14 protein-coding genes and 1 pseudogene are annotated in these 19,971 nt (G+C 35.4%); 14 read left to right on the forward strand and 1 reads right to left on the reverse strand.

The features are described 5' to 3' along the window. Positions 1–38: 38 nt before the first annotated feature. The 12 genes from QLS65_RS05455 to QLS65_RS05510 all read left to right on the forward strand — a co-directional run bounded on the left by QLS65_RS05455 (position 39) and on the right by QLS65_RS05510 (position 12,218). Positions 39–569, forward strand: coding sequence for a complex I 24 kDa subunit family protein (locus QLS65_RS05455; protein ID WP_282715714.1), 531 nt, complete (start codon positions 39–41; stop codon positions 567–569). A gap of 1 nt (position 570) precedes the next feature. Then, positions 571–1,938 (forward strand): NADH-quinone oxidoreductase subunit NuoF, encoded by a 1,368-nt coding sequence (nuoF, locus tag QLS65_RS05460; protein WP_113636420.1) that lies wholly within the window; start codon positions 571–573, stop codon positions 1,936–1,938. A gap of 18 nt (positions 1,939–1,956) precedes the next feature. After that, positions 1,957–3,006 (forward strand): NADH-quinone oxidoreductase subunit G, encoded by a 1,050-nt coding sequence (locus tag QLS65_RS05465; protein WP_121340741.1) that lies wholly within the window; start codon positions 1,957–1,959, stop codon positions 3,004–3,006. Continuing rightward, positions 2,999–4,051: an NADH-quinone oxidoreductase subunit NuoH gene (gene nuoH, locus QLS65_RS05470; protein ID WP_282715717.1), complete on the forward strand. Its 1,053-nt coding sequence runs from the start codon at positions 2,999–3,001 to the stop codon at positions 4,049–4,051. The genes QLS65_RS05465 and nuoH overlap by 8 nt, the downstream gene beginning before the upstream one ends. 114 nt (positions 4,052–4,165) lie before the next feature. Beyond that, entirely contained in the window at positions 4,166–4,711 is a 546-nt protein-coding gene (locus QLS65_RS05475) for a NuoI/complex I 23 kDa subunit family protein (RefSeq protein WP_091172451.1), read from the forward strand. Beyond that, complete coding sequence (locus tag QLS65_RS05480) at positions 4,711–5,223, forward strand: NADH-quinone oxidoreductase subunit J family protein (RefSeq protein ID WP_282715719.1); 513 nt, start codon at positions 4,711–4,713, stop codon at positions 5,221–5,223. Before QLS65_RS05475 ends, QLS65_RS05480 begins: the two co-directional genes overlap by 1 nt. A 1-nt stretch (position 5,224) precedes the next feature. Then, positions 5,225–5,545 (forward strand): NADH-quinone oxidoreductase subunit NuoK, encoded by a 321-nt coding sequence (gene nuoK / locus QLS65_RS05485; RefSeq protein WP_066079401.1) that lies wholly within the window; start codon positions 5,225–5,227, stop codon positions 5,543–5,545. A gap of 6 nt (positions 5,546–5,551) precedes the next feature. Next, positions 5,552–7,435: an NADH-quinone oxidoreductase subunit L gene (gene nuoL / locus QLS65_RS05490; protein WP_282715721.1), complete on the forward strand. Its 1,884-nt coding sequence runs from the start codon at positions 5,552–5,554 to the stop codon at positions 7,433–7,435. Between the two features lie 9 nt (positions 7,436–7,444). Then, entirely contained in the window at positions 7,445–8,887 is a 1,443-nt protein-coding gene (locus QLS65_RS05495) for a complex I subunit 4 family protein (RefSeq protein ID WP_282715723.1), read from the forward strand. A gap of 12 nt (positions 8,888–8,899) precedes the next feature. Next, positions 8,900–10,270, forward strand: coding sequence for an NADH-quinone oxidoreductase subunit N (locus QLS65_RS05500; RefSeq protein ID WP_282715724.1), 1,371 nt, complete (start codon positions 8,900–8,902; stop codon positions 10,268–10,270). 194 nt (positions 10,271–10,464) lie between these two features. Then, positions 10,465–11,181, forward strand: coding sequence for a DsbA family oxidoreductase (locus tag QLS65_RS05505; protein ID WP_282715727.1), 717 nt, complete (start codon positions 10,465–10,467; stop codon positions 11,179–11,181). 53 nt (positions 11,182–11,234) lie between these two features. Beyond that, positions 11,235–12,218 (forward strand): Gfo/Idh/MocA family protein, encoded by a 984-nt coding sequence (locus tag QLS65_RS05510; RefSeq protein ID WP_282715729.1) that lies wholly within the window; start codon positions 11,235–11,237, stop codon positions 12,216–12,218. A gap of 79 nt (positions 12,219–12,297) precedes the next feature. On the opposite strand, the gene QLS65_RS05515 is transcribed toward QLS65_RS05510, so the two are convergent. After that, positions 12,298–12,894, reverse strand: coding sequence for a T9SS type A sorting domain-containing protein (locus QLS65_RS05515; RefSeq protein ID WP_282715731.1), 597 nt, complete (start codon positions 12,892–12,894; stop codon positions 12,298–12,300). Between the two features lie 188 nt (positions 12,895–13,082). Here QLS65_RS05515 and QLS65_RS05520 point away from each other — a divergent pair, with 188 nt between their 5' ends. Beyond that, positions 13,083–13,955: an AraC family transcriptional regulator gene (locus tag QLS65_RS05520; RefSeq protein WP_282715733.1), complete on the forward strand. Its 873-nt coding sequence runs from the start codon at positions 13,083–13,085 to the stop codon at positions 13,953–13,955. Between the two features lie 1,168 nt (positions 13,956–15,123). After that, positions 15,124–19,971: pseudogene (locus tag QLS65_RS05525) on the forward strand (hypothetical protein); the annotation flags it as partial.

Below are 19,971 nucleotides of genomic sequence, written 5' to 3' on the forward strand. Positions count from 1 at the left end.
TTGTTAATTAACGATTTTAGATTTCAGATTTAAAAAAAATGGAAAGAACTTATCACAAACAAGAAATAAATATCACTGAAGCATTGATGTCCCGCATCAATGAATTAATCAGTCATTATCCTGAAGACAAAAGAAAATCGGCTTTATTGCCTGTTTTACATGAAGTTCAAGATGCTCACGACAATTGGTTGAGTATTGAATTAATGAATAAAGTAGCCGAAATCCTTTTGATTAAACCAATTGAAGTTTATGAAGTAGTTTCGTTTTATACGATGTACAACCAAAGACCAGTTGGAAAATACATGTTTGAATTTTGTCAAACTTCTCCTTGTTGTTTGAATGGAGTAGAGGATTTAATGGATTACACTTGTGAAAAACTAGGTGTAAAAGTAGGCGAGCCTACTCCAGACGGTCTGTTTGAAGTTAGAGGTGTTGAATGTTTAGGTGCTTGTGGTTACGCTCCAATGATGCAATTAGGCGATTTTTACAAAGAACATTTGACGGCAGCAAAAATCGACCAGTTAATTGATGATTGCAAAAACGATACAATAATATTACACGATAAATAATATGTCACAAAAAATATTATTAGACAAAATAAATATTCCAGGAATTAAAACGTACGAAGTATACCGTCAAAACGGTGGTTATGCTTCAGTAGAAAAAGCCCTAAAAACATTAACGCCAGACGAAGTAGTTGAGGAAGTGAAAACTTCAGGATTGCGTGGTCGTGGTGGAGCAGGATTCCCAGCAGGAATGAAATGGAGTTTTATTGATAAAAAATCAGGAAAACCAAGACATTTAGTTTGTAATGCGGATGAATCAGAGCCAGGAACTTTCAAAGACCGTTATTTGATGGAATTTATTCCTCATTTATTGATTGAGGGAATGATTACTTCCAGTTATGCTTTGGGTGCAAACCTATCTTACATCTACATTCGTGGAGAATACATGTGGGTTTATAAAATATTAGAAAGAGCCATTAATGAAGCAAAAGCCGCTGGATTTTTGGGTAAAAATATATTAGGTTCAGGGTACGATTTAGAACTTTATGTTCATTGTGGTGCCGGAGCTTACATCTGTGGTGAAGAAACTGCATTGATTGAATCTTTGGAAGGAAAAAGAGGAAATCCTCGTATCAAACCACCATTTCCTGCTATTTCAGGACTTTGGGCAAATCCAACGGTTGTAAATAATGTAGAAACAATTGCCGCTGTGCCTTGGATTATCAATAATACAGGGGCAGAATATGCTAAAATTGGTATTGGACGTTCTACAGGAACTAAATTAATTTCGGCTTCAGGACATATCAAAAATCCTGGTGTTTACGAAATCGAATTGGGTTTAAGTGTTTACGAATTCATGAATTCTGATGAATATTTAGGCGGAATGAGTTCTGACAGACCTTTGAAAGCATTTGTACCGGGAGGAAGTTCTGTTCCCGTTTTACCAGCCCATTTAATTTATAAAACGGCAAACGGTGAAGATCGTTTGATGTCATACGAGTCGTTGAGTGACGGTGGATTTGCTACAGGTTCTATGTTAGGATCAGGCGGATTTATTGTTTACAATGATACATCTTGTATTGTTCGTAATACATGGAATTTCTCTCGTTTTTATCATCATGAAAGTTGTGGACAATGTTCTCCATGTCGTGAAGGTACTGGTTGGATGGAAAAAGTATTACACAGAATAGAAAACGGTCACGGTCGTGAAGAAGATATCGATTTGCTATTGAGTATTCAAAGTAAAATTGAAGGAAATACCATTTGTCCTTTAGGTGACGCAGCAGCTTGGCCAGTGGCAGCAGCAATTCGTCACTTTAGAGAAGAGTTTGAATACCATATTCGTTTCCCGGAAAAAATAAAAAATAGAGATCATTTTGTTGCTGAACCTTTTGAAAAAGTAAAGCATTTAGTTTCTAAAGTAATCGTATAAAGTCAAGAATTTCAGAAAATGAAAGTAACCATAGACGGTCAAAGCATAGAAGTAGAACCAGGAACAACAATCCTGCAGGCAGCACGTATGATAGGTGGAGAAGTAGTTCCGCCAGCAATGTGCTATTATTCTAAACTAAAAGGTAGCGGTGGAAAATGCCGTTGTTGTTTAGTGGAAGTTTCCAAAGGAAGTGAAGCCGATCCAAGACCAATGCCTAAATTAATGGCATCTTGTGTAACCGGTTGTATGGACGGAATGGAAGTAAACAGTAAATCTTCGCCAAGAGTAACCGAAGCCAGAAAATCAGTAACGGAATTTTTATTGATCAATCACCCGTTAGATTGTCCGGTTTGTGATCAGGCAGGAGAATGTGATTTGCAAAACTTAAGCTTTGAGCACGGGAAATCAGAAACTCGTTTTATCGAAGAAAAAAGAACTTTTGAGCCAGAAAATATTGGTCCAAATATTCAATTGCACATGAACCGTTGTATTCTATGTTACCGTTGCGTAATGGTTGCAGATCAATTGACTGATGATCGTGTACACGGAGTAATGGATAGAGGAGATCATTCTAATATATCAACTTGTATCTCAAAAGCGGTTGATAATGAGTTCTCCGGAAATATGATTGATGTTTGCCCGGTAGGAGCTTTAACTGATAAAACATTTAGATTTAAATCCAGAGTTTGGTTCAGTAAGCCTTATAATGCACACAGAAATTGCCCTACTTGCTCTGGAAAAACTACCGTTTGGATGTTTGGTGACGAAATCCAACGTGTTACCGGAAGAAAAGATGAGTATCATGAAGTAGATGAATTTATTTGTAATGGATGTCGTTTTGATCACAAAGACATTGCAGATTGGACTATTGAAGGACCAAGAGCATTCGAAAAAGATTCGGTTATCAACCAAAATAAATACAACAGAAAATTACAAAAAGTGGAAATCGCTACTGAAGAAAATATTCTTTTAGGTAGAGAAGAAGACCGTAAGAAAATAAGCATGGTTGAAATTCCATTGACTGAGGAAGACATTATTAATCAAAAAAGCTTGGGTAATAATGGATAGTACTATTATCATAGAAAAAAGTGTCATTATTATTGCGGTTTTTGCTTTGACAATGTTAATGGCAATGTATTCCACTTGGGCTGAACGAAAAGTTGCCGCTTGGCTTCAAGATCGTGTTGGACCAAATAGAGCCGGTCCTTTTGGATTGTTTCAACCGCTTGCCGATGGTTTAAAATTATTCTCGAAAGAAGAATTTGAGCCTAATACACCAAACAGATTTTTGTTTTTTGTAGGTCCGGCAATTGCAATGAGTACCGCTTTAATGACCAGTGCCGTAATTCCTTGGGGAGATAAATTGCATTTGTTTGGAAGAGATATTTTATTGCAGGCCACTGATTTAAACATTGGATTATTATACTTTTTTGGAGTTGTTTCAGTAGGTGTTTACGGAATCATGATTGGTGGTTGGGCATCTAATAATAAATTCTCTTTGATGGGTGCGGTTCGTGCTGCTTCGCAAATGGTATCTTATGAAGTTGCCATGGGACTTTCGATGATTGCTTTGTTGATGATGACTGGAACGTTGAGTTTAAGAGAGATTTCGGCACAACAAGCAGGAATGAATTGGAATGTGTTCTACCAACCGTTATCTTTTATTATATTTTTAATTTGTGCTTTTGCAGAAACGAACAGAACTCCTTTTGACTTAGCGGAATGCGAAAGTGAATTAATTGGAGGATATCATACCGAATATTCATCGATGAAAATGGGATTCTATTTATTTGCTGAATATGCGAATATGTTTATTTCTTCTACAATTTTGGCGGTTTTATTCTTTGGAGGATATAATTATCCTGGAATGAGTTGGGCTGTTGAAAACTGGGGTGTAAATATTGCCAACATTTTAGGATTTGGTGCTTTGTTTATCAAATTGTGTGGATTCATATTTTTCTATATGTGGGTTCGTTGGACTATTCCAAGATTCAGATACGATCAATTGATGCATTTGGGTTGGAGAATATTAATTCCGTTATCGATTATTAATATTATAATTACCGGAATTGTAATTTTGAGAAGTGAAATTGCAACTTATTTAGGATTTTAATTGTACCGAAAAAGCCCTAGCCCTGATAGCAGTGGAAATCCTTTATTGTTTTTTCTTTGAAAACAATAAAGATTGAAACGAATAGCAGGATTAAGCTTCAAATAAAAATAAAAAATGTCAATAGAAAGTATATCCTTATCGGGAAGAAAAAAGCAAGTCTCTAACAAGGAGATGACTTTTTGGGAAAGAATGTATCTTGTTGCGATTGTCAAAGGTTTGATAATTACGATTCAGCATTTGTTCACTAGAAAAGTAACGATTCAATATCCGGAGCAAGTACGTGAAATGAGTCCGGTGTATCGCGGTCAGCACATGTTGAAACGTGATGAGCAAGGTCGTGAGAACTGTACGGCTTGTGGTTTATGTGCGTTGTCTTGTCCTGCGGAAGCGATTACGATGAAGGCTGAAGAACGCAGAGCAGATGAAAAACATTTGTACAGAGAAGAAAAATATGCATCGATTTATGAAATCAATATGTTGCGTTGTATTTTTTGTGGATTGTGTGAAGAGGCTTGTCCGAAAGACGCCATTTACTTGACAACTTCTAAAGTTCTGGTTCCTTCAAGCTATGAAAGAGAAGATTTTATCTTTGGAAAAGACAAATTGGTCATGCCGCTTGAAATGGCAATGAAAAACGCTCAACTTAAAAACGCTAACTAATGTCTACGATACTTATAATTTTTTGTGTATTGGCTGCTATCACATTAGCAACCGCATTTTTGACAATTTTTAGCAAAAATCCGATTCACAGTGCAATTTATTTAGTGATTTGTTTCTTTTCGATTGCAGGTCATTATCTATTATTGAATTCTCAATTCTTGGCGATAGTGCATATTATTGTGTATTCTGGAGCGATTATGATTTTGTTTTTATTCACCATCATGTTGATGAATTTAAATGAGGAAAGAGAAGTACACCGACCTAGAATTACTCGATTAGGAGCTATTGTTTCTTTTTGTTTAATCTGTTTGGTTTTGATAGCTATTTTTATCAACTCAAAACCTATTGTTGGCGAATACGTAACTACCGGCGAAGATTATCAGTCTATAAAAGTATTAGGTAAAATACTGCTGAATGAATATATGGTTCCGTTTGAATTTGCTTCTATATTACTTTTGGTTGCTATGATTGGAACTGTGTTATTGTCTAAAAAAGAAAAATCGCAAAAATAAGATGAACAATATTTTAAACCACATTGGTATTGAAAATTATATATTCCTAAGCGTAATACTTTTTTGTATTGGCGTTTTCGGAGTGTTGTACAGACGAAATGCCATTATCGTATTTATGTCAATTGAAATTATGCTGAATGCAGTAAACTTATTGTTTGTAGCATTTTCAACTTATCATCAAGATGCGCAAGGACAAGTTTTTGTGTTCTTTTCGATGGCTGTTGCTGCTGCAGAAGTTGCGGTAGGATTGGCAATTCTGGTTTCTATCTTTAGAAATTTAGGTTCAATTACTATCGATAATTTAAAAAACTTAAAAGGATAAATGGAAATGAATACCAATATAGCTTTAGTTTTAGTTCTCGCTCCTTTTTTAGGATTTTTAATCAATGTTTTCTTTGGCAAAAGCCTTGGGAAATCACTTTCTGGAATAATAGGAACTCTTTCAGTTTTGGTTTCTTTTATTGCAACTGCTTATTTCTTCAGTGGAATTGCAGCGCAACCGGAAGGAATTCGTATTTCACTTTTTGATTGGATCCAAATCAGTAATTTCAATGTTGATTTTGGATTTCAATTGGACCAATTGTCCATTTTATGGTTGCTTTTTGTGACCGGAATTGGTTCTTTGATTCATTTGTATTCCATCAGTTACATGCATGATGATGAAAATATGCACAAGTTTTTCGCATATTTGAATCTGTTTATATTCTTCATGATTACATTAGTAATAGGAAGTAACTTATTAGTATTGTTCATCGGTTGGGAAGGTGTAGGTCTTTGTTCGTATCTGTTAATTGGATTTTGGCATAAAAACCAAGAGTACAATGACGCTGCAAAGAAAGCATTCATCATGAACCGTATTGGTGATTTAGGGTTGTTAGTTGGGATTTTCATTCTTGGAAATTTATTCTCAACTTTAGATTACGCTACTTTAAAAACGGCTATTGCTGGTGCAACGGATCTTAATATGTATTGGCTTTCAGTTGCTGCTTTTTCTTTATTTATTGGAGCTTGTGGAAAATCAGCACAAATTCCATTGTATACTTGGTTACCGGATGCGATGGCGGGTCCAACACCGGTTTCAGCATTAATTCACGCAGCTACGATGGTAACTGCAGGAATTTTTATGATTACCAGATTGAATTTCTTATTTGATTTGACTCCGGATGTACAATCTATAATTGCAATTGTTGGAGCTGTTACTGCTTTGGTAGCCGCAACAATTGGATTGGTTCAAAATGATATCAAGAAAGTTTTAGCTTATTCTACCGTTTCTCAATTAGGGTTAATGTTTTTGGCTTTAGGTTTAGGCGCTTATGAAGTGGCTGTTTTCCACGTAATCACGCACGCTTTCTTCAAAGCTTGTTTGTTCTTGGGTTCAGGTTCTGTAATTCATGCTTTGCACGGAGAACAAGACATGCGAAATATGGGTGGCTTGAAAAAGGCAATGCCAATTACTTTTGCAACGATGTTGATTGCTTCTTTAGCAATTTCTGGAGTTCCATTATTCTCAGGTTTTTTCTCGAAAGACGAAATCTTATTAGTGGCTTTCCATCATAATATTCCGTTATGGGTTGTGGCTTCGGTTGCTTCTATAATGACTGCTTTTTATATGTTCCGTTTAATGTTTTTAACGTTCTTCCAAGAATTCAGAGGAACCGCAGAACAAAAACACCATTTGCACGAAAGTCCATCTTTGATTACCATTCCTTTGATTGTTTTAGCAATTTTGGCTACCATCGGTGGTATGATTAGTTTGCCAGGAAACAGTTGGTTGAATCATTATTTGATTCCAATTTTACCAAAATTAGCAACCGCTGAACACCATTTAGGAACTACTGAATATATCTTGATGGCTATTGCTGTTGTGGGTGGATTAGTAGGAATAGGTATGGCTTACGCCAAATACATCAAACAAAATACAGTTCCAACAGAAGATGCTGCTATTACAGGATTTTCTAAAGTGCTTTACAATAAATATTATGTTGATGAATTTTATGACGCTATTTTTGTTAAACCAATTAATTTCTTGTCTCGTTTTTTCAGAGACACTGTAGAAACTGGTTTGTCAGCTTTAGTTTTTGGATTCGGAAAAGTTACCAACGAAATAAGTTACCAAGGAAAGAAAATACAAAATGGAAGCATTGGTCTTTATCTTTTTGTTTTCGTATTAGGGCTTTGTGCCATTGTTTCTTATTTATTTTTAGCTCAATAATCTTATACTATGAATGTATCTCTAATATTAATTATATTTTTGGTTGGTGCGTTTGCAACTTTTCTTGCAGGCGATAAACTGGCTTCAAAAGTGGCTTTGTTCTTTGGATTAGCTGCTGCAGGCGCTTCTATTGTATTGTTAAATCACTATAATTTAGGTGAAAATATCAGTTTCATCAACCAGTGGATTACGCAGCCTAATATTTCTTTTGCTCTAAAAGCAGACGGATTATCAATGGCAATGCTTTTATTGACCACAGTTTTGACTCCAATAATTATATTTTCCTCTTTTGGAAATGACTATAAAAATTCAAAATCATTTTATGCTTTAATCTTGTTTATGGCGTTTGCTATGGCAGGGACTTTCTTGGCATCAGATGGTTTGTTGTATTATATTTTCTGGGAATTAGCATTGATTCCTATTTACTTTATCGCCTTAATTTGGGGTAACGGAGATACAGAAGAACGTAAAAAAGCGGTAGTTAAATTCTTTATTTACACACTTGCAGGTTCTTTATTTATGTTGGTTGCTTTTATTTACATGTATCAAAAAGCAGGAAGTCTTTTATTAGAAGATTTATACAAATTAAATTTATCAGCAACGGAACAATTGTGGATATTCTTGGCTTTCTTCTTGGCGTATGCCATTAAGATTCCATTAATTCCTTTCCACACTTGGCAAGCAAATGTGTATCAAAAAGCACCAACTGTTGGGACAATGCTTTTGTCTGGTATCATGCTAAAAATGGGATTATACAGTGTTATCCGTTGGCAATTACCATTGGCGCCATTGGCAGCCAAAGAATACATGTATATTTTCATAGGACTTGGAATTGCAGGTGTGATTTACGGATCTATCGTAGCATTGAAACAAAAAGATTTAAAAAAATTATTAGCGTATTCTTCTTTGGCTCACGTTGGTTTGATTGCAGCAGGAACATACACTTTGACATTAGACGGATTGCGCGGAGCAGTTTTACAAATGATTGCTCACGGATTTGTAGTTGTTGGATTGTTTTATGCCGCTGAAATTATTTTCAGAAGATACGAAACTAGAGCCATTGTTGAAATGGGCGGTATTCGTACGCAATCACCAAAATTTACTTCGATGTTTTTGATTTTGGTATTGGCATCTGTTGCTTTGCCTACTACTTTTAACTTTATTGGAGAATTCACCGTTTTATACAGCCTTTCACAAATTAATATTTGGTTTGCTATTTTAGGAGGAACAACGATAATTTTAGGAGCGTATTATATGTTGAAAATGTTTCAACATGCAATGTTGGGAGAAACCAATTCTAAAGTTTTTGCTGATGTAACGATCAATGAAGGAATAACATTGGTACTTATAATTGGTGTTTTATTCTTTTTTGGGATGTATCCAAAGCCAATTACCGATTTGATTACGCCAAGTCTGGAAGAAATTTTAACTCAAATAAACCGAATTAACTAAGTCAAATAAAAAATGAATACATTAATAGCTATAATAGGATTAGGTGTTTTATGCCTTTTATTTGAAATTTTTAATTTAAGGAAAGCCATTGTTCCAATAACAATACTTGGATTATTGGGGGTGCTGGGTTTAACTATATCTGAATTTAATTCTACCGAGAGTTACTACAACAACATGATTGTTGTGAGTAAATTTTCAAGTACTTTTTCGTCTTTGTTTATAGCGCTTACCATTTTCTTAGTGGCTTTAGGACATAACTTTTACGAAAATCATCAATCTAAAATCTCTGATTATATTGCCATAAAAATATTTTTATTGGCAGGAGCAGTGGCGATGGTTTCTTTTGGGAACTTAGCAATGTTCTTTTTAGGAATAGAAGTATTATCAATTGCGCTTTATATTCTTGCGGCAAGTGATCGTATGAATTTGAAAAGTAACGAAGCTGGAATGAAATATTTCTTGATGGGGTCTTTTGCTTCGGGAATCATTCTGTTTGGTATCTGTTTAATTTACGGAGCCATGGGAAGTTTTGATGTTACTGAAATCAGCGAATTATCACAATCAGCTGAGTTGCCGGTTTGGTTTCCAATCGGAATTGTATTGGTAACAATCGGAATGTTATTTAAAGTGGCTGCAGTTCCATTCCATTTCTGGGCACCGGACGTTTACGAAGGTTCTCCAGCGTTGACAACAGCGTTGATGAGTACTTTAGCCAAAGTAGTTGCTATGGCAACTTTGTACAAATTATTATCTGTTATGAATGCTGATGTTTCTGAGTCGTTCAAAATGGTAGTAGTTATTATTTCTATGGCTTCGATGACAGTTGGTAATATTATGGCATTGAGACAAACGAATGTAAAACGTATGTTGGCTTTTTCAGGGGTTTCTCATGCTGGTTTTATGTTGATGACTTTATTGAGTTTGTCTACATCAGCTGGAAGTTTATTGTATTATGCCTCAGCGTATTCTTTATCTGGAATCGCAGCTTTTAGTGTGATTTTATACGTTTGTAAAAATAGAGACAACGAAGATGTGGTTAATTTCCACGGATTGGGAAAAACAAATCCATTGTTAGCAGCCATTCTTACGGCAGCTTTACTTTCTATGGCTGGTATTCCAATTTTTGCCGGATTCTTTGCTAAGTTGGTTTTGTTCAATCAAACGATTCAAGCAGGTTACTTGGCTTTAGTAATTGTAGCTGTAGTAAATTCAATTATAAGCGTTGGTTACTACTTCAAATTAATTTTGGCGATGTACACGAAAGAACCAAATGAAGAACGAAAAGGAACTCCCGTTATTATTTATGCTGTTGCTGTTATTGCAATTGTACTGAATATCGCATTAGGTTTGTACCCTTCATTTGTGTTGGATTTATTGGCATAAACCAAAGTTTTAAAATATACAGAAAACCATCAAGAGTAATTTTGATGGTTTTTTGTTTAAAGGTGTTTTCTGATCTGAATAAGTATTGACTATTGCAGTATCTATAATTAAATACTAAAACCTAAAAAGCTCCAAATTGAATTGATTAAATTTGTATTGTAGAATTAACTTTGAGTTTAATTAAAAGAAGTAAGATGAGAAATACATTAAAAATACAAATCTGGTCGGATATCATGTGTCCGTTTTGTTATATAGGGAAAAGAAGAATAGAAGGTGCTTTACAAAATTTCGAACATAAAGATGCAGTTGAAATTGAATGGAAAAGCTTTCAGCTAGACCCTGGCTTTGTAGCTTCTCCCGAGGATAATATGGTAGAGCATTTGGCAGAAAAATATAGAAAAGATACCGATTGGGCACATGAGATGCTTGACAATATGACTCAAAATGCTAAAAATTCAGGTTTGGATTTTCATTTTGAAAAAGCGATTATGGCTAATTCATTGCATGCGCATCGCTTGTTGCATTTGGCTAAAAAGTATAATTTGGCAAATGACTTAGAAGAATTACTGTTCAAAGCGTATTTGACCGATGGCAAGAATATAAATGATTTAGATACATTGAAAGCATTGGGATTGGAAGTAGGACTGAATGCTGAATCCATTGAAGAAGTATTGCATTCTAATGCCTACACAAATGAAGTGCAGCAAGATATTGATGAAGCGCAATCTGTGGGTGTTCAAGGTGTTCCCTTCTTTGTTTTTGATAATAAATATGCAGTTTCGGGTGCCCAACATGTCGAAACATTTGTAAAAACACTTGAAAAAGTATGGGAAGAAGGTAAATTTGATTCGAAAGTTACGGTATTGAATACTACCGATGGAGACAGTTGTGGAATCGATGGTTGTGATTAAAACTATAAACCTTTTTATTCTAAATTCTCAGAAGCAATAAAAAATCAGTAATTATGAGTGAAAGTACAAAAGTAATCCGTTGGGGAATATTGGGATGTGGAAATGTTACCGAACTGAAAAGTGGCCCCGCATATCAGAAAACTGATGGCTTTGAAGTGGTCGCAGTAATGCGAAGAGATGCGGATAAAGCTGCAGATTATGCTAAAAGACACGGAATTAGTAAGTATTACACGAATGCTGATGATTTAATTAATGATCCTGAGATTGATGCGATTTATATTGCTACACCTCCGGATGTTCATAAATTTTACGGACTTAAAGTCGCTGAAGCCGGAAAGATATGCTGTATCGAAAAACCTTTGGCTCCAAATTACCAAGACAGTCTTGCAATTTACAATGCATTTTCCGCAAAAAATATTCCTTTGTTTGTTGCCTATTACCGTCGGACATTACCTCGTTTTGAACAAGTGAAAACGTGGTTAGATACAGGTTGCATTGGTGAAATCAGGCACATAAGATGGCATTTGAGTAAATCGGCAAATGCTAAAGATTTATCTGGAGAATACAATTGGCGAACTGATGCCACGATTGCTACAGGCGGTTATTTTGATGATTTAGCAAGTCACGGTCTGGATTTATTCACACATTTATTGGGAAATATAAAAGAGGTCTCTGGATTAAGTCTGAATCAACAGGGATTGTATTCGGCTAAAGATGCAGCGACAGCCTGTTGGCTGCATGAGTCTGGAATTACAGGTTCTGGAAGTTGGAACTTTGGTTGCTATGAACGTGAAGATAAAGTGGAGGTTTTTGGGAGTAAAGGAAAAATAACATTTTCTGTATTTGAAAATGATCCTCTGGTACTTTCGAACGAAGCGAGGCAAACTGAGGTATTCATTGAACATCCTGAAAACATACAGTTGTATCATGTTCAGCAAATGCGAGAAGACCTTTTGGGGAACAGTAAACACCCTTCCACAGGTTTAACAGGAGTTCATACGAGCTGGGTTATGGATAAGATTATTGGAAATCTTTAGTATTTTCAATTGTTTAAAACCAAAAAAAAAAGGCTGTCTAATAAAGACAGCCTCATAATTACTACAATTTATTTAATCACTATTTGGTAGCAACTGTTTCGCTAAATGTTTTACTATTGTAGGTTATCTCAAACGTATATTTACCTTTTTGAGCGCTACTTAAGTCAAATATTTTGCCAACATGAAGATCAGCAGCGAAAGTTTCTTTATACACTTCAGTTTGATCTGAGTTGTAAACAGCAACAGTAACCGGAACTTTTTCAAGGTTTAAGACATTAAGAGCAACGATTCCGTTTTTGTTTACCAAAACTGGTTTGTACACTTCAGAAATAGCATTGGTAGACAATTTTGCTTTGTTACCTACTACCTCAATTTTATATTTTGAAATTTTAAGAGCACTTTCTGCTTTCAAGAAGTAGATTCCGTCTGGCAAAGCAGTCAAATCGTATGTTCTGTTAATGTTATCTTCAGAAGTAACTTTTTCTTGATAGATTAAACTGTCATTGGTGTCATAAATAGACAAATCAATTTTCTTAATCTCTTTCAAACTAAAACTTACAGTTTTTCCTTCTTCTTTTATTAAATCCAGTGAAAAATCTGCGTTTCCTGCATGTGCTTGTACGGCAGTCAATACTATTGCTGCTAACACTAAACTAAATTTTAAAATCTTTTTCATAATTGTAATTTTTTAGATTTATAATGATATTTATCTGATGCTAAATTAGCCTAACCTATTCAGTATGAGTAGTGCTGAATTTTCTAATTTATGTGCTATTTTACCTTTTACGAAATCGATTAAGGTTAAAAAAGTTAATTGAGTATCTATTTTTGGTAAATTTGTGCTAATTGTAGATAGGGATTCGTATGAAAATTGTACCTCCAGCTTTTGAAATTATTGCTCCATCCTTTGGGAGTTCTTTTTACTTTTCGAAGTATGTCGAAAACGCTAACAGCAAAGCACACTTGTGGCATTATCACCCTGAAATTGAACTTGTTTTTGTAAATGGAGGTTCTGGAAAACGCCAGATAGGAAGTCACATTTCCTATTATACCGATGGTGATTTGATTCTGATAGGAAGTAACCTACCGCATTGTGGGTTTACCAATGAAGAAACCGGAAACAAAAATGAAACGGTCATACAGATGAAACCTGATTTCTTGGGGAATGGATTTTTTGATATTTCCGAAATGACCAATATTAGGAATCTTTTTAGTCAAGCCAAAGCCGGAATTGCTTTTCACGGTGAAACCAAAAAAAATATCGGGAAGAAAATAGAATCGATGGAACAACAGTCGCAGTTTGATCGCTTGTTGACTATGTTAAGTATTCTGAATGAATTGGAATTATCCAAAGAAGCTAGCATTTTGAATGCCGATGGATTTTCGATGGAAATGCAAATGCAGGATAATGACCGCATCAATGCTGTTTTTAATTACGTAAAAGATAATTTTCAGGAACATATTACGCTGGAAAAAGTTTCGGAATTGGTGTGTATGACTGAGCCCTCCTTTTGTAGATATTTTAAAAAGATAACCAAGAAAACCTTTACCAAATTTGTCAATGATTACCGTTTGGTTCACGCCTCTAAACTGTTGGCTGAAAAACCCATTAGCATTACTGAGATTTGTTATGAAAGTGGCTTCAATAACTTTAGTTATTTTAATAAATCATTCAAAGAATTTACAGGTAAAAGCGCTTCACAATACCGCCAGGAACTGAAGTCGGTGCTGAAGTAAACAGGTTGTTACCAAACCTAGATTTCTCTTTTAGAATCTTAATATTGTATTAAAGTCTAGAAATACTATTTTATATAACTTTCTGAAATTATTTTTGGGCATATGCATTTCTGTGAACCACTGTGTTTATTGCTGTTTTTTATTTCACTAAAGAAAAAAGTGCAGTAATATTTTCTTGATTAAGTATGAATAAATGTATTTTAACCGATTTTAATGCTTTTAATCGATTTTTTATTTTTTAAAATTATTTTCATGTTCAAATGTTAATAAATGTAGTATTTTCGATATTTTTTTTCATTTTAAGATATCATTAGGAAATATTTAACGTTTTTAAAAAAAAATAAGTAGATTCAAATTTGGGGTTTTTAGAATGTAGATTACAGTAATTTTAGTTAGTTTGTAGTAATTATTTCGATATATCATCATCATAAAGTATTTGTGATTATACGAAAAACACACTATCATGTTTATCTGAGTTTGTTTTAATTTTTAACAAAAATTTCATTTTAAAAATTGCAGCGTGCTTTAAATATATGTGAGATATTAAAATGTAAATTTAAGAGTGTTAATAAAGCAACTGAGAATAATTATTTGATTAAAATTAGTAGTGAAAATAAAAGATTTAATTTTTTGTTTTCAATTTCTTGCAAGTTTAGGTATTGTAAGTCAAAATGTAAATTTTTACTTCTTCAAGTATAACATAAAGTATAACATCTTTAAAAGTTTTTCATTGTGGAAAAATGTTGTTTTTGAACTATGAATGCAACATCAAGATGGATAATAAATAATAGTAAAAAAAAGTACTTGCAAATTTTAATAAAAATCAAATCAATGATTTTAAAAAAAAAGGCAGGTAACTATTTAGATAAGTTTTTCTTAAATTAAAAAAAAATTGAAGCAGCTTTAGACTCTCTCGAGTGAGGAAATTTGGTTGAAGTTGATTGAAAAATATATTTAGTTTATTTTTAAACTCAAAATTTTATATTGGTATAGTTTTAGTCAAATTTAACAACCCTATTTAAAAGCAAATAATTAAAATTTTAACAAAGTGTAGGTGTTGAGTGTGATTAATTTGCATGAATTAAGCTACTTTTACTCTGTCTAGCTATCAAAAAAGCATTAACAATATTGGCTCTAACGAACTTACATAAATGAAAAACTTACAAAAATGAAAAACTTTACTAACCTAAAATTTCTAAAAATCAAGTACTTCGATAAAATAGTTGTTTTAATTTTTATTTTCTTTTATAATTTTGGGATATCTCAAAATTTTCAAAATGTAGCTATAACAGGTGTAATTTCAGGTAGTGGTACTAATAATGCTTTATTTAGTGCTACTTCTCCCACTATTCCGTTACTTGCTAGAGTTAGGGCGGAGAGAATAGCGGGGCCTCAAGCAGGAACTTTCACACAAAATGGAGATAATATTGTTTATACCCATGGCGCTGGAGGTACTGGAATACCTAATAATAAATCAAGAATTCGCTTTACTTTTTTAAGAGCTGACGGTATAACAACTATTCCTTTAGACGACTTTAGATTTGTTATTAATGATATTGATGGACCCAACAATGAAGCTTTAGCTACAGATTGTGGTGCTTCAGTGAGATTTGCCGGTACAGCCGATCCTACAAGATTAGTTATTGACAAAACACCACCAGATCTAAATGCCACGGGCACCGCTAATGAATCAGGAACTGCTCCGAGCAGAGTAATGTTTGAATTTAATGATGTTTCTAGTATTGAATTTGATAATTATGCAAATAGCGGTTTTCTGAAGGAATTTGATATGAATCAAAATAATTTTGCTATCACTTTGCCATTATATTCAGTTTGTTTGCAAGATTCGGACGGAGATGGTAAAAACGACGCTATTGATTTAGATGATGATAATGACGGGATATTAGATTCTGTTGAAGCTGGAGGGAATAATCCAAATGGAGATCAAGATGGTGATGGTTTGCCTAACTATTTGGATACAACAAATAATAGCGGCCAATCACCTACTTATACAGCAAATGCTGACGGTTCAGTGACAAATTATACAGATGCTGACGGTGATGGTTTTCCTGATATTTACGAGTCAAGTTCAGATTCTGATCCTTTGCCCAATCATTTAGATTTAGATTCAGATAATGATGGTTGTTCAGATTCCAATGAATATTATAATTCTTCAACGGCTGATGGTGGAGGGGGACAATATGGTTCAGGAGCAGATCCAGCTCCGACTAACGCCAATGGAACAGTAATTGGTGCTTCGTACTCTGGGACATATACCAATGTAATTACTGTTGGTAATGTGATAACAGTTCAACCTGCTAATCAGGTGACATTTTTTAATGGTAATGCTGCTTTTTCAGTGACAATTTCATTTTCAGGCACTATCCAATACCAATGGCAAGAGAGTACTAATGGAGGTACAGTATGGTCTAATATTTCAGATACGGGAATATATTCAGGAACAGCAACATCTTCTTTAAATCTAACAGGAGTAACTTTAACACAGAATGGCTATGATTATAGAGTAATTATAACAAAAAGTGATTATGTGTGTGGGAATGTTGTTTCAACATCAGCAGATTTGATAGTAAACCCACAATCCAATGTTGGGATCACTAAAACCTCTAGTAGTGCCACACCAAATGTGGGAAGCAATGTTACCTTTACCTTAACAGCCAGCAACGTAGGACCAAGTTCAGCAACGGGAGTTTCTGTTACCGATGCACTTCCAGCGGGTTATACCTTTGTAAGTTCAACCGCATCAACAGGCACGTACACTAGTGGAACAGGAGTGTGGACTGTAGGCACCTTAGCCAATGGATCAAGTGCAACTTTAAGCATCACCGCCACAGTTAACGCAACAGGCAGTTATGCCAATACAGCAACAATAACAGTTAATGAATCAGATCCAACCCCGGGCAACAATAGTGCAACGAGTACACCAGTACCAGTTCCACAATCCAATGTTGGGATCACTAAAACCTCTAGTAGTGCCACACCAAATGTGGGCAGCAATGTTACCTTTACCTTAACAGCCAGCAACGCTGGACCTAGTGCAGCTACAGGCGTCTCAGTGACAGACGTATTACCGGCAGGCTATAGTTTTGTAAGTGCTACAACAGCCACAGGAACATATAGTAGTGGAACTGGAGTTTGGGCTATTGGCAGTTTATCCAATGGATCAAGTGCAACTTTAAGCATCACCGCCACAGTTAACGCAACAGGCAGTTATGCCAATACAGCAACAATAACAGCTAATGAATCAGATCCAACCCCGGGCAACAATAGTGCAACGAGTACACCAGTACCAGTTCCACAATCCAATGTTGGGATCACTAAAACCTCTAGTAGTGCCACACCAAATGTGGGCAGCAATGTTACCTTTACCTTAACAGCCAGCAACGCAGGACCTAGTGCAGCTACAGGCGTCTCAGTGACAGACGTATTACCGGCAGGCTATAGTTTTGTAAGTGCTACAACAGCCACAGGAACATATAGTAGTGGAACTGGAGTTTGGGCTATTGGCAGTTTATCCAATGGATCAAGTGCAACTTTAAGCATCACCGCCACAGTTAACGCAACAGGCAGTTATGCCAATACAGCAACAATAACAGCTAATGAATCAGATCCAACCCCGGGCAACAATAGTGCAACGAGTACACCAGTACCAGTTCCACAATCCAATGTAAGCGTAGCTAAAACAGTAGATAACCCTACACCAAACGTAGGCAGCAATGTCATTTTCACCTTAACAGCCAGCAACGTAGGACCAAGTTCAGCAACGGGAGTTTCTGTTACCGATGCACTTCCAGCGGGTTATACCTTTGTAAGTTCAACCGCATCAACAGGCACGTACACTAGTGGAACAGGAGTGTGGACTGTAGGCACCTTAGCCAATGGAGCAAGTGCTACATTAGACATCACCGCCACAGTTAACGCAACAGGAAGTTATGCTAATACAGCAACAATAACAGCCAATGAAGCAGATCCAACACCCGGAAACAATACGGCAACTAGTACACCAGTACCGGTTGATGTAATTGATGCTGTAAACGATGGTCCAACATTTGTAGCTACAGCGAAAACACCTAAGATTATATTAAATGTTACAGATAATGATACTTTAAATACTATTTTAGTAACAGTTGCTAACACCGATGTAACACCAATTACCACAGGCCCTTTAAGTATTGATATTGACGGCAATTTAACATTAGCAGCGAACACTGTTTCTGGAACTTATCTAATTACATACCAGTTGTGTGAGTTTGGAGCAAGTCCATTGAATTGTGATACAGCTACAGCAACTGTGGTAGTACAGAATCCATTAATTGGAGTAAATGATGGGCCAATTACAGTGACAACTGCAAACATTCCTAAAATTGTTTTAAATGTAACTACAAATGATACTTTACATGGAGATTTGGTAACAGATACAAATACTAATGTAACTCCACTAACATCAGGACCATTAAGTGTGGCTAGTAATGGTGATTTAACTTTACGAGATAACACACCTTCTGGAACTTATAATTTAACTTATGAAATATGTGAGGTAGGAGCAAACCCAGTAAATTGTAATACTGCAACTGCTACGATAGTAGTTTTGAATTCTATTGTGGCTAATCCAGATGTTACAGGTGGGCTTCCTGGAGCGGTTACTGGTTCAGTATTAGGGAATGATACTTTAAGTGGAATTCCACCTATCAATCCTACTGATGTAATTTTGACAACTACAATTTCAAATCCTGCTTTGACTTTAAATCCAGACGGATCAATTACTATTGCACTGGGAACTCCCGCAGGACCTCAAACATTAGAATATCAAATATGTGAAATCGATTCATCTCCAGCTAATTGTAGTACATCTACAGTTACCGTAAACGTTTTTGAGGCTGCTGTAGATGCAATTGTTGATGATTTTACGGCAGTGGCGTATGTTGGTGGAAATGGTGGAGTTACTACATCAGTATTAAATAACGATACTCTTAATGGTGCTATTTTAAATCCAGCTGATGTTACATTAACATTAGTAGGAATAGCACCGGTAGGTTTTGTTCTTAATAATGACGGAACCATAACTGTTCCTTCAGCGTTGACCTCGGGTACGTATATGGTTTTTTATCAAATTTGTGAAGTAATAAATCCTACTAATTGCGATACTGCAAATGCGAAAATTCTTATTAGTAATCAAATTAATGCATTTGATGATATTTTTGCGACTCAAGTTCCTAGTACTACAACAGCTTCTTCAGTAGGAAATGTCTTAATTGATAATACTAATGGAGCAGATACATTAAATGGTATAGCAGTTACAGCTGCAAATACAGATGTGACTCCAATTACTACAGGACCACTAAGTATTGATGTAGATGGAATGTTGACGTTAGCTGCAAATACTGTTTCAGGCACATATACCATTATTTATCAATTGTGTGAGTCGGGAGCAGATCCTATTAATTGTACAAATGCAACTGCTACGGTTGTCGTTTTGAATCCAATTGATGCCGTTGCTGATGGTCCAATAACAGTAAATACTGGAGTAAATCCAAAAGTAGTGTTGAATGTAACTGCAAATGATACTTTAAATGGTGAATTAGTTAAACCGACCAATACCGATGTAACACCAATTACGACTGGGCCATTAAGTATAGATGCGAACGGAGTATTAACGTTAGCAAGTAACACACAAAGTGGAAGCTATACCATTATTTACCAATTATGTGAAGTTAATCCATCTAATGGATTAAATGTAATACCTTCTAATTGTACAAATGGAACCGTAACGGTTGTCGTTGCCAATGCCATAGTTGCAGCTAACGACACACCAGCAGCAGTAACCACAGGAGACAGCACGCCAAGTGTTTTGGTCAATGATAGTTTAGATGCAAACCCAGTTGTAATCGGCACCAATGCAGGCGAAGTAACCTTAGCAGGAGTAACGGTTCCAGCAGGCTTGACATTGAATGCAGACGGAACAATAACAGTAAACGCGAACACCCCAAGTGGTACGTAC

This window comes from Flavobacterium algoritolerans, from assembly GCF_030010385.1.
GTDB lineage: Bacteria > Bacteroidota > Bacteroidia > Flavobacteriales > Flavobacteriaceae > Flavobacterium > Flavobacterium algoritolerans.

Coding starts and splice junctions, on each gene's coding strand:
- QLS65_RS05455 (WP_282715714.1), top strand. CDS start 39: ATGGAAAGAACTTATCACAAACAAGAAATAAATATCACTGAAGCATTG.
- nuoF (WP_113636420.1), top strand. CDS start 571: ATGTCACAAAAAATATTATTAGACAAAATAAATATTCCAGGAATTAAA.
- QLS65_RS05465 (WP_121340741.1), top strand. CDS start 1,957: ATGAAAGTAACCATAGACGGTCAAAGCATAGAAGTAGAACCAGGAACA.
- nuoH (WP_282715717.1), top strand. CDS start 2,999: ATGGATAGTACTATTATCATAGAAAAAAGTGTCATTATTATTGCGGTT.
- QLS65_RS05475 (WP_091172451.1), top strand. CDS start 4,166: ATGTCAATAGAAAGTATATCCTTATCGGGAAGAAAAAAGCAAGTCTCT.
- QLS65_RS05480 (WP_282715719.1), top strand. CDS start 4,711: ATGTCTACGATACTTATAATTTTTTGTGTATTGGCTGCTATCACATTA.
- nuoK (WP_066079401.1), top strand. CDS start 5,225: ATGAACAATATTTTAAACCACATTGGTATTGAAAATTATATATTCCTA.
- nuoL (WP_282715721.1), top strand. CDS start 5,552: ATGAATACCAATATAGCTTTAGTTTTAGTTCTCGCTCCTTTTTTAGGA.
- QLS65_RS05495 (WP_282715723.1), top strand. CDS start 7,445: ATGAATGTATCTCTAATATTAATTATATTTTTGGTTGGTGCGTTTGCA.
- QLS65_RS05500 (WP_282715724.1), top strand. CDS start 8,900: ATGAATACATTAATAGCTATAATAGGATTAGGTGTTTTATGCCTTTTA.
- QLS65_RS05505 (WP_282715727.1), top strand. CDS start 10,465: ATGAGAAATACATTAAAAATACAAATCTGGTCGGATATCATGTGTCCG.
- QLS65_RS05510 (WP_282715729.1), top strand. CDS start 11,235: ATGAGTGAAAGTACAAAAGTAATCCGTTGGGGAATATTGGGATGTGGA.
- QLS65_RS05515 (WP_282715731.1), bottom strand. CDS start 12,894: ATGAAAAAGATTTTAAAATTTAGTTTAGTGTTAGCAGCAATAGTATTG.
- QLS65_RS05520 (WP_282715733.1), top strand. CDS start 13,083: ATGAAAATTGTACCTCCAGCTTTTGAAATTATTGCTCCATCCTTTGGG.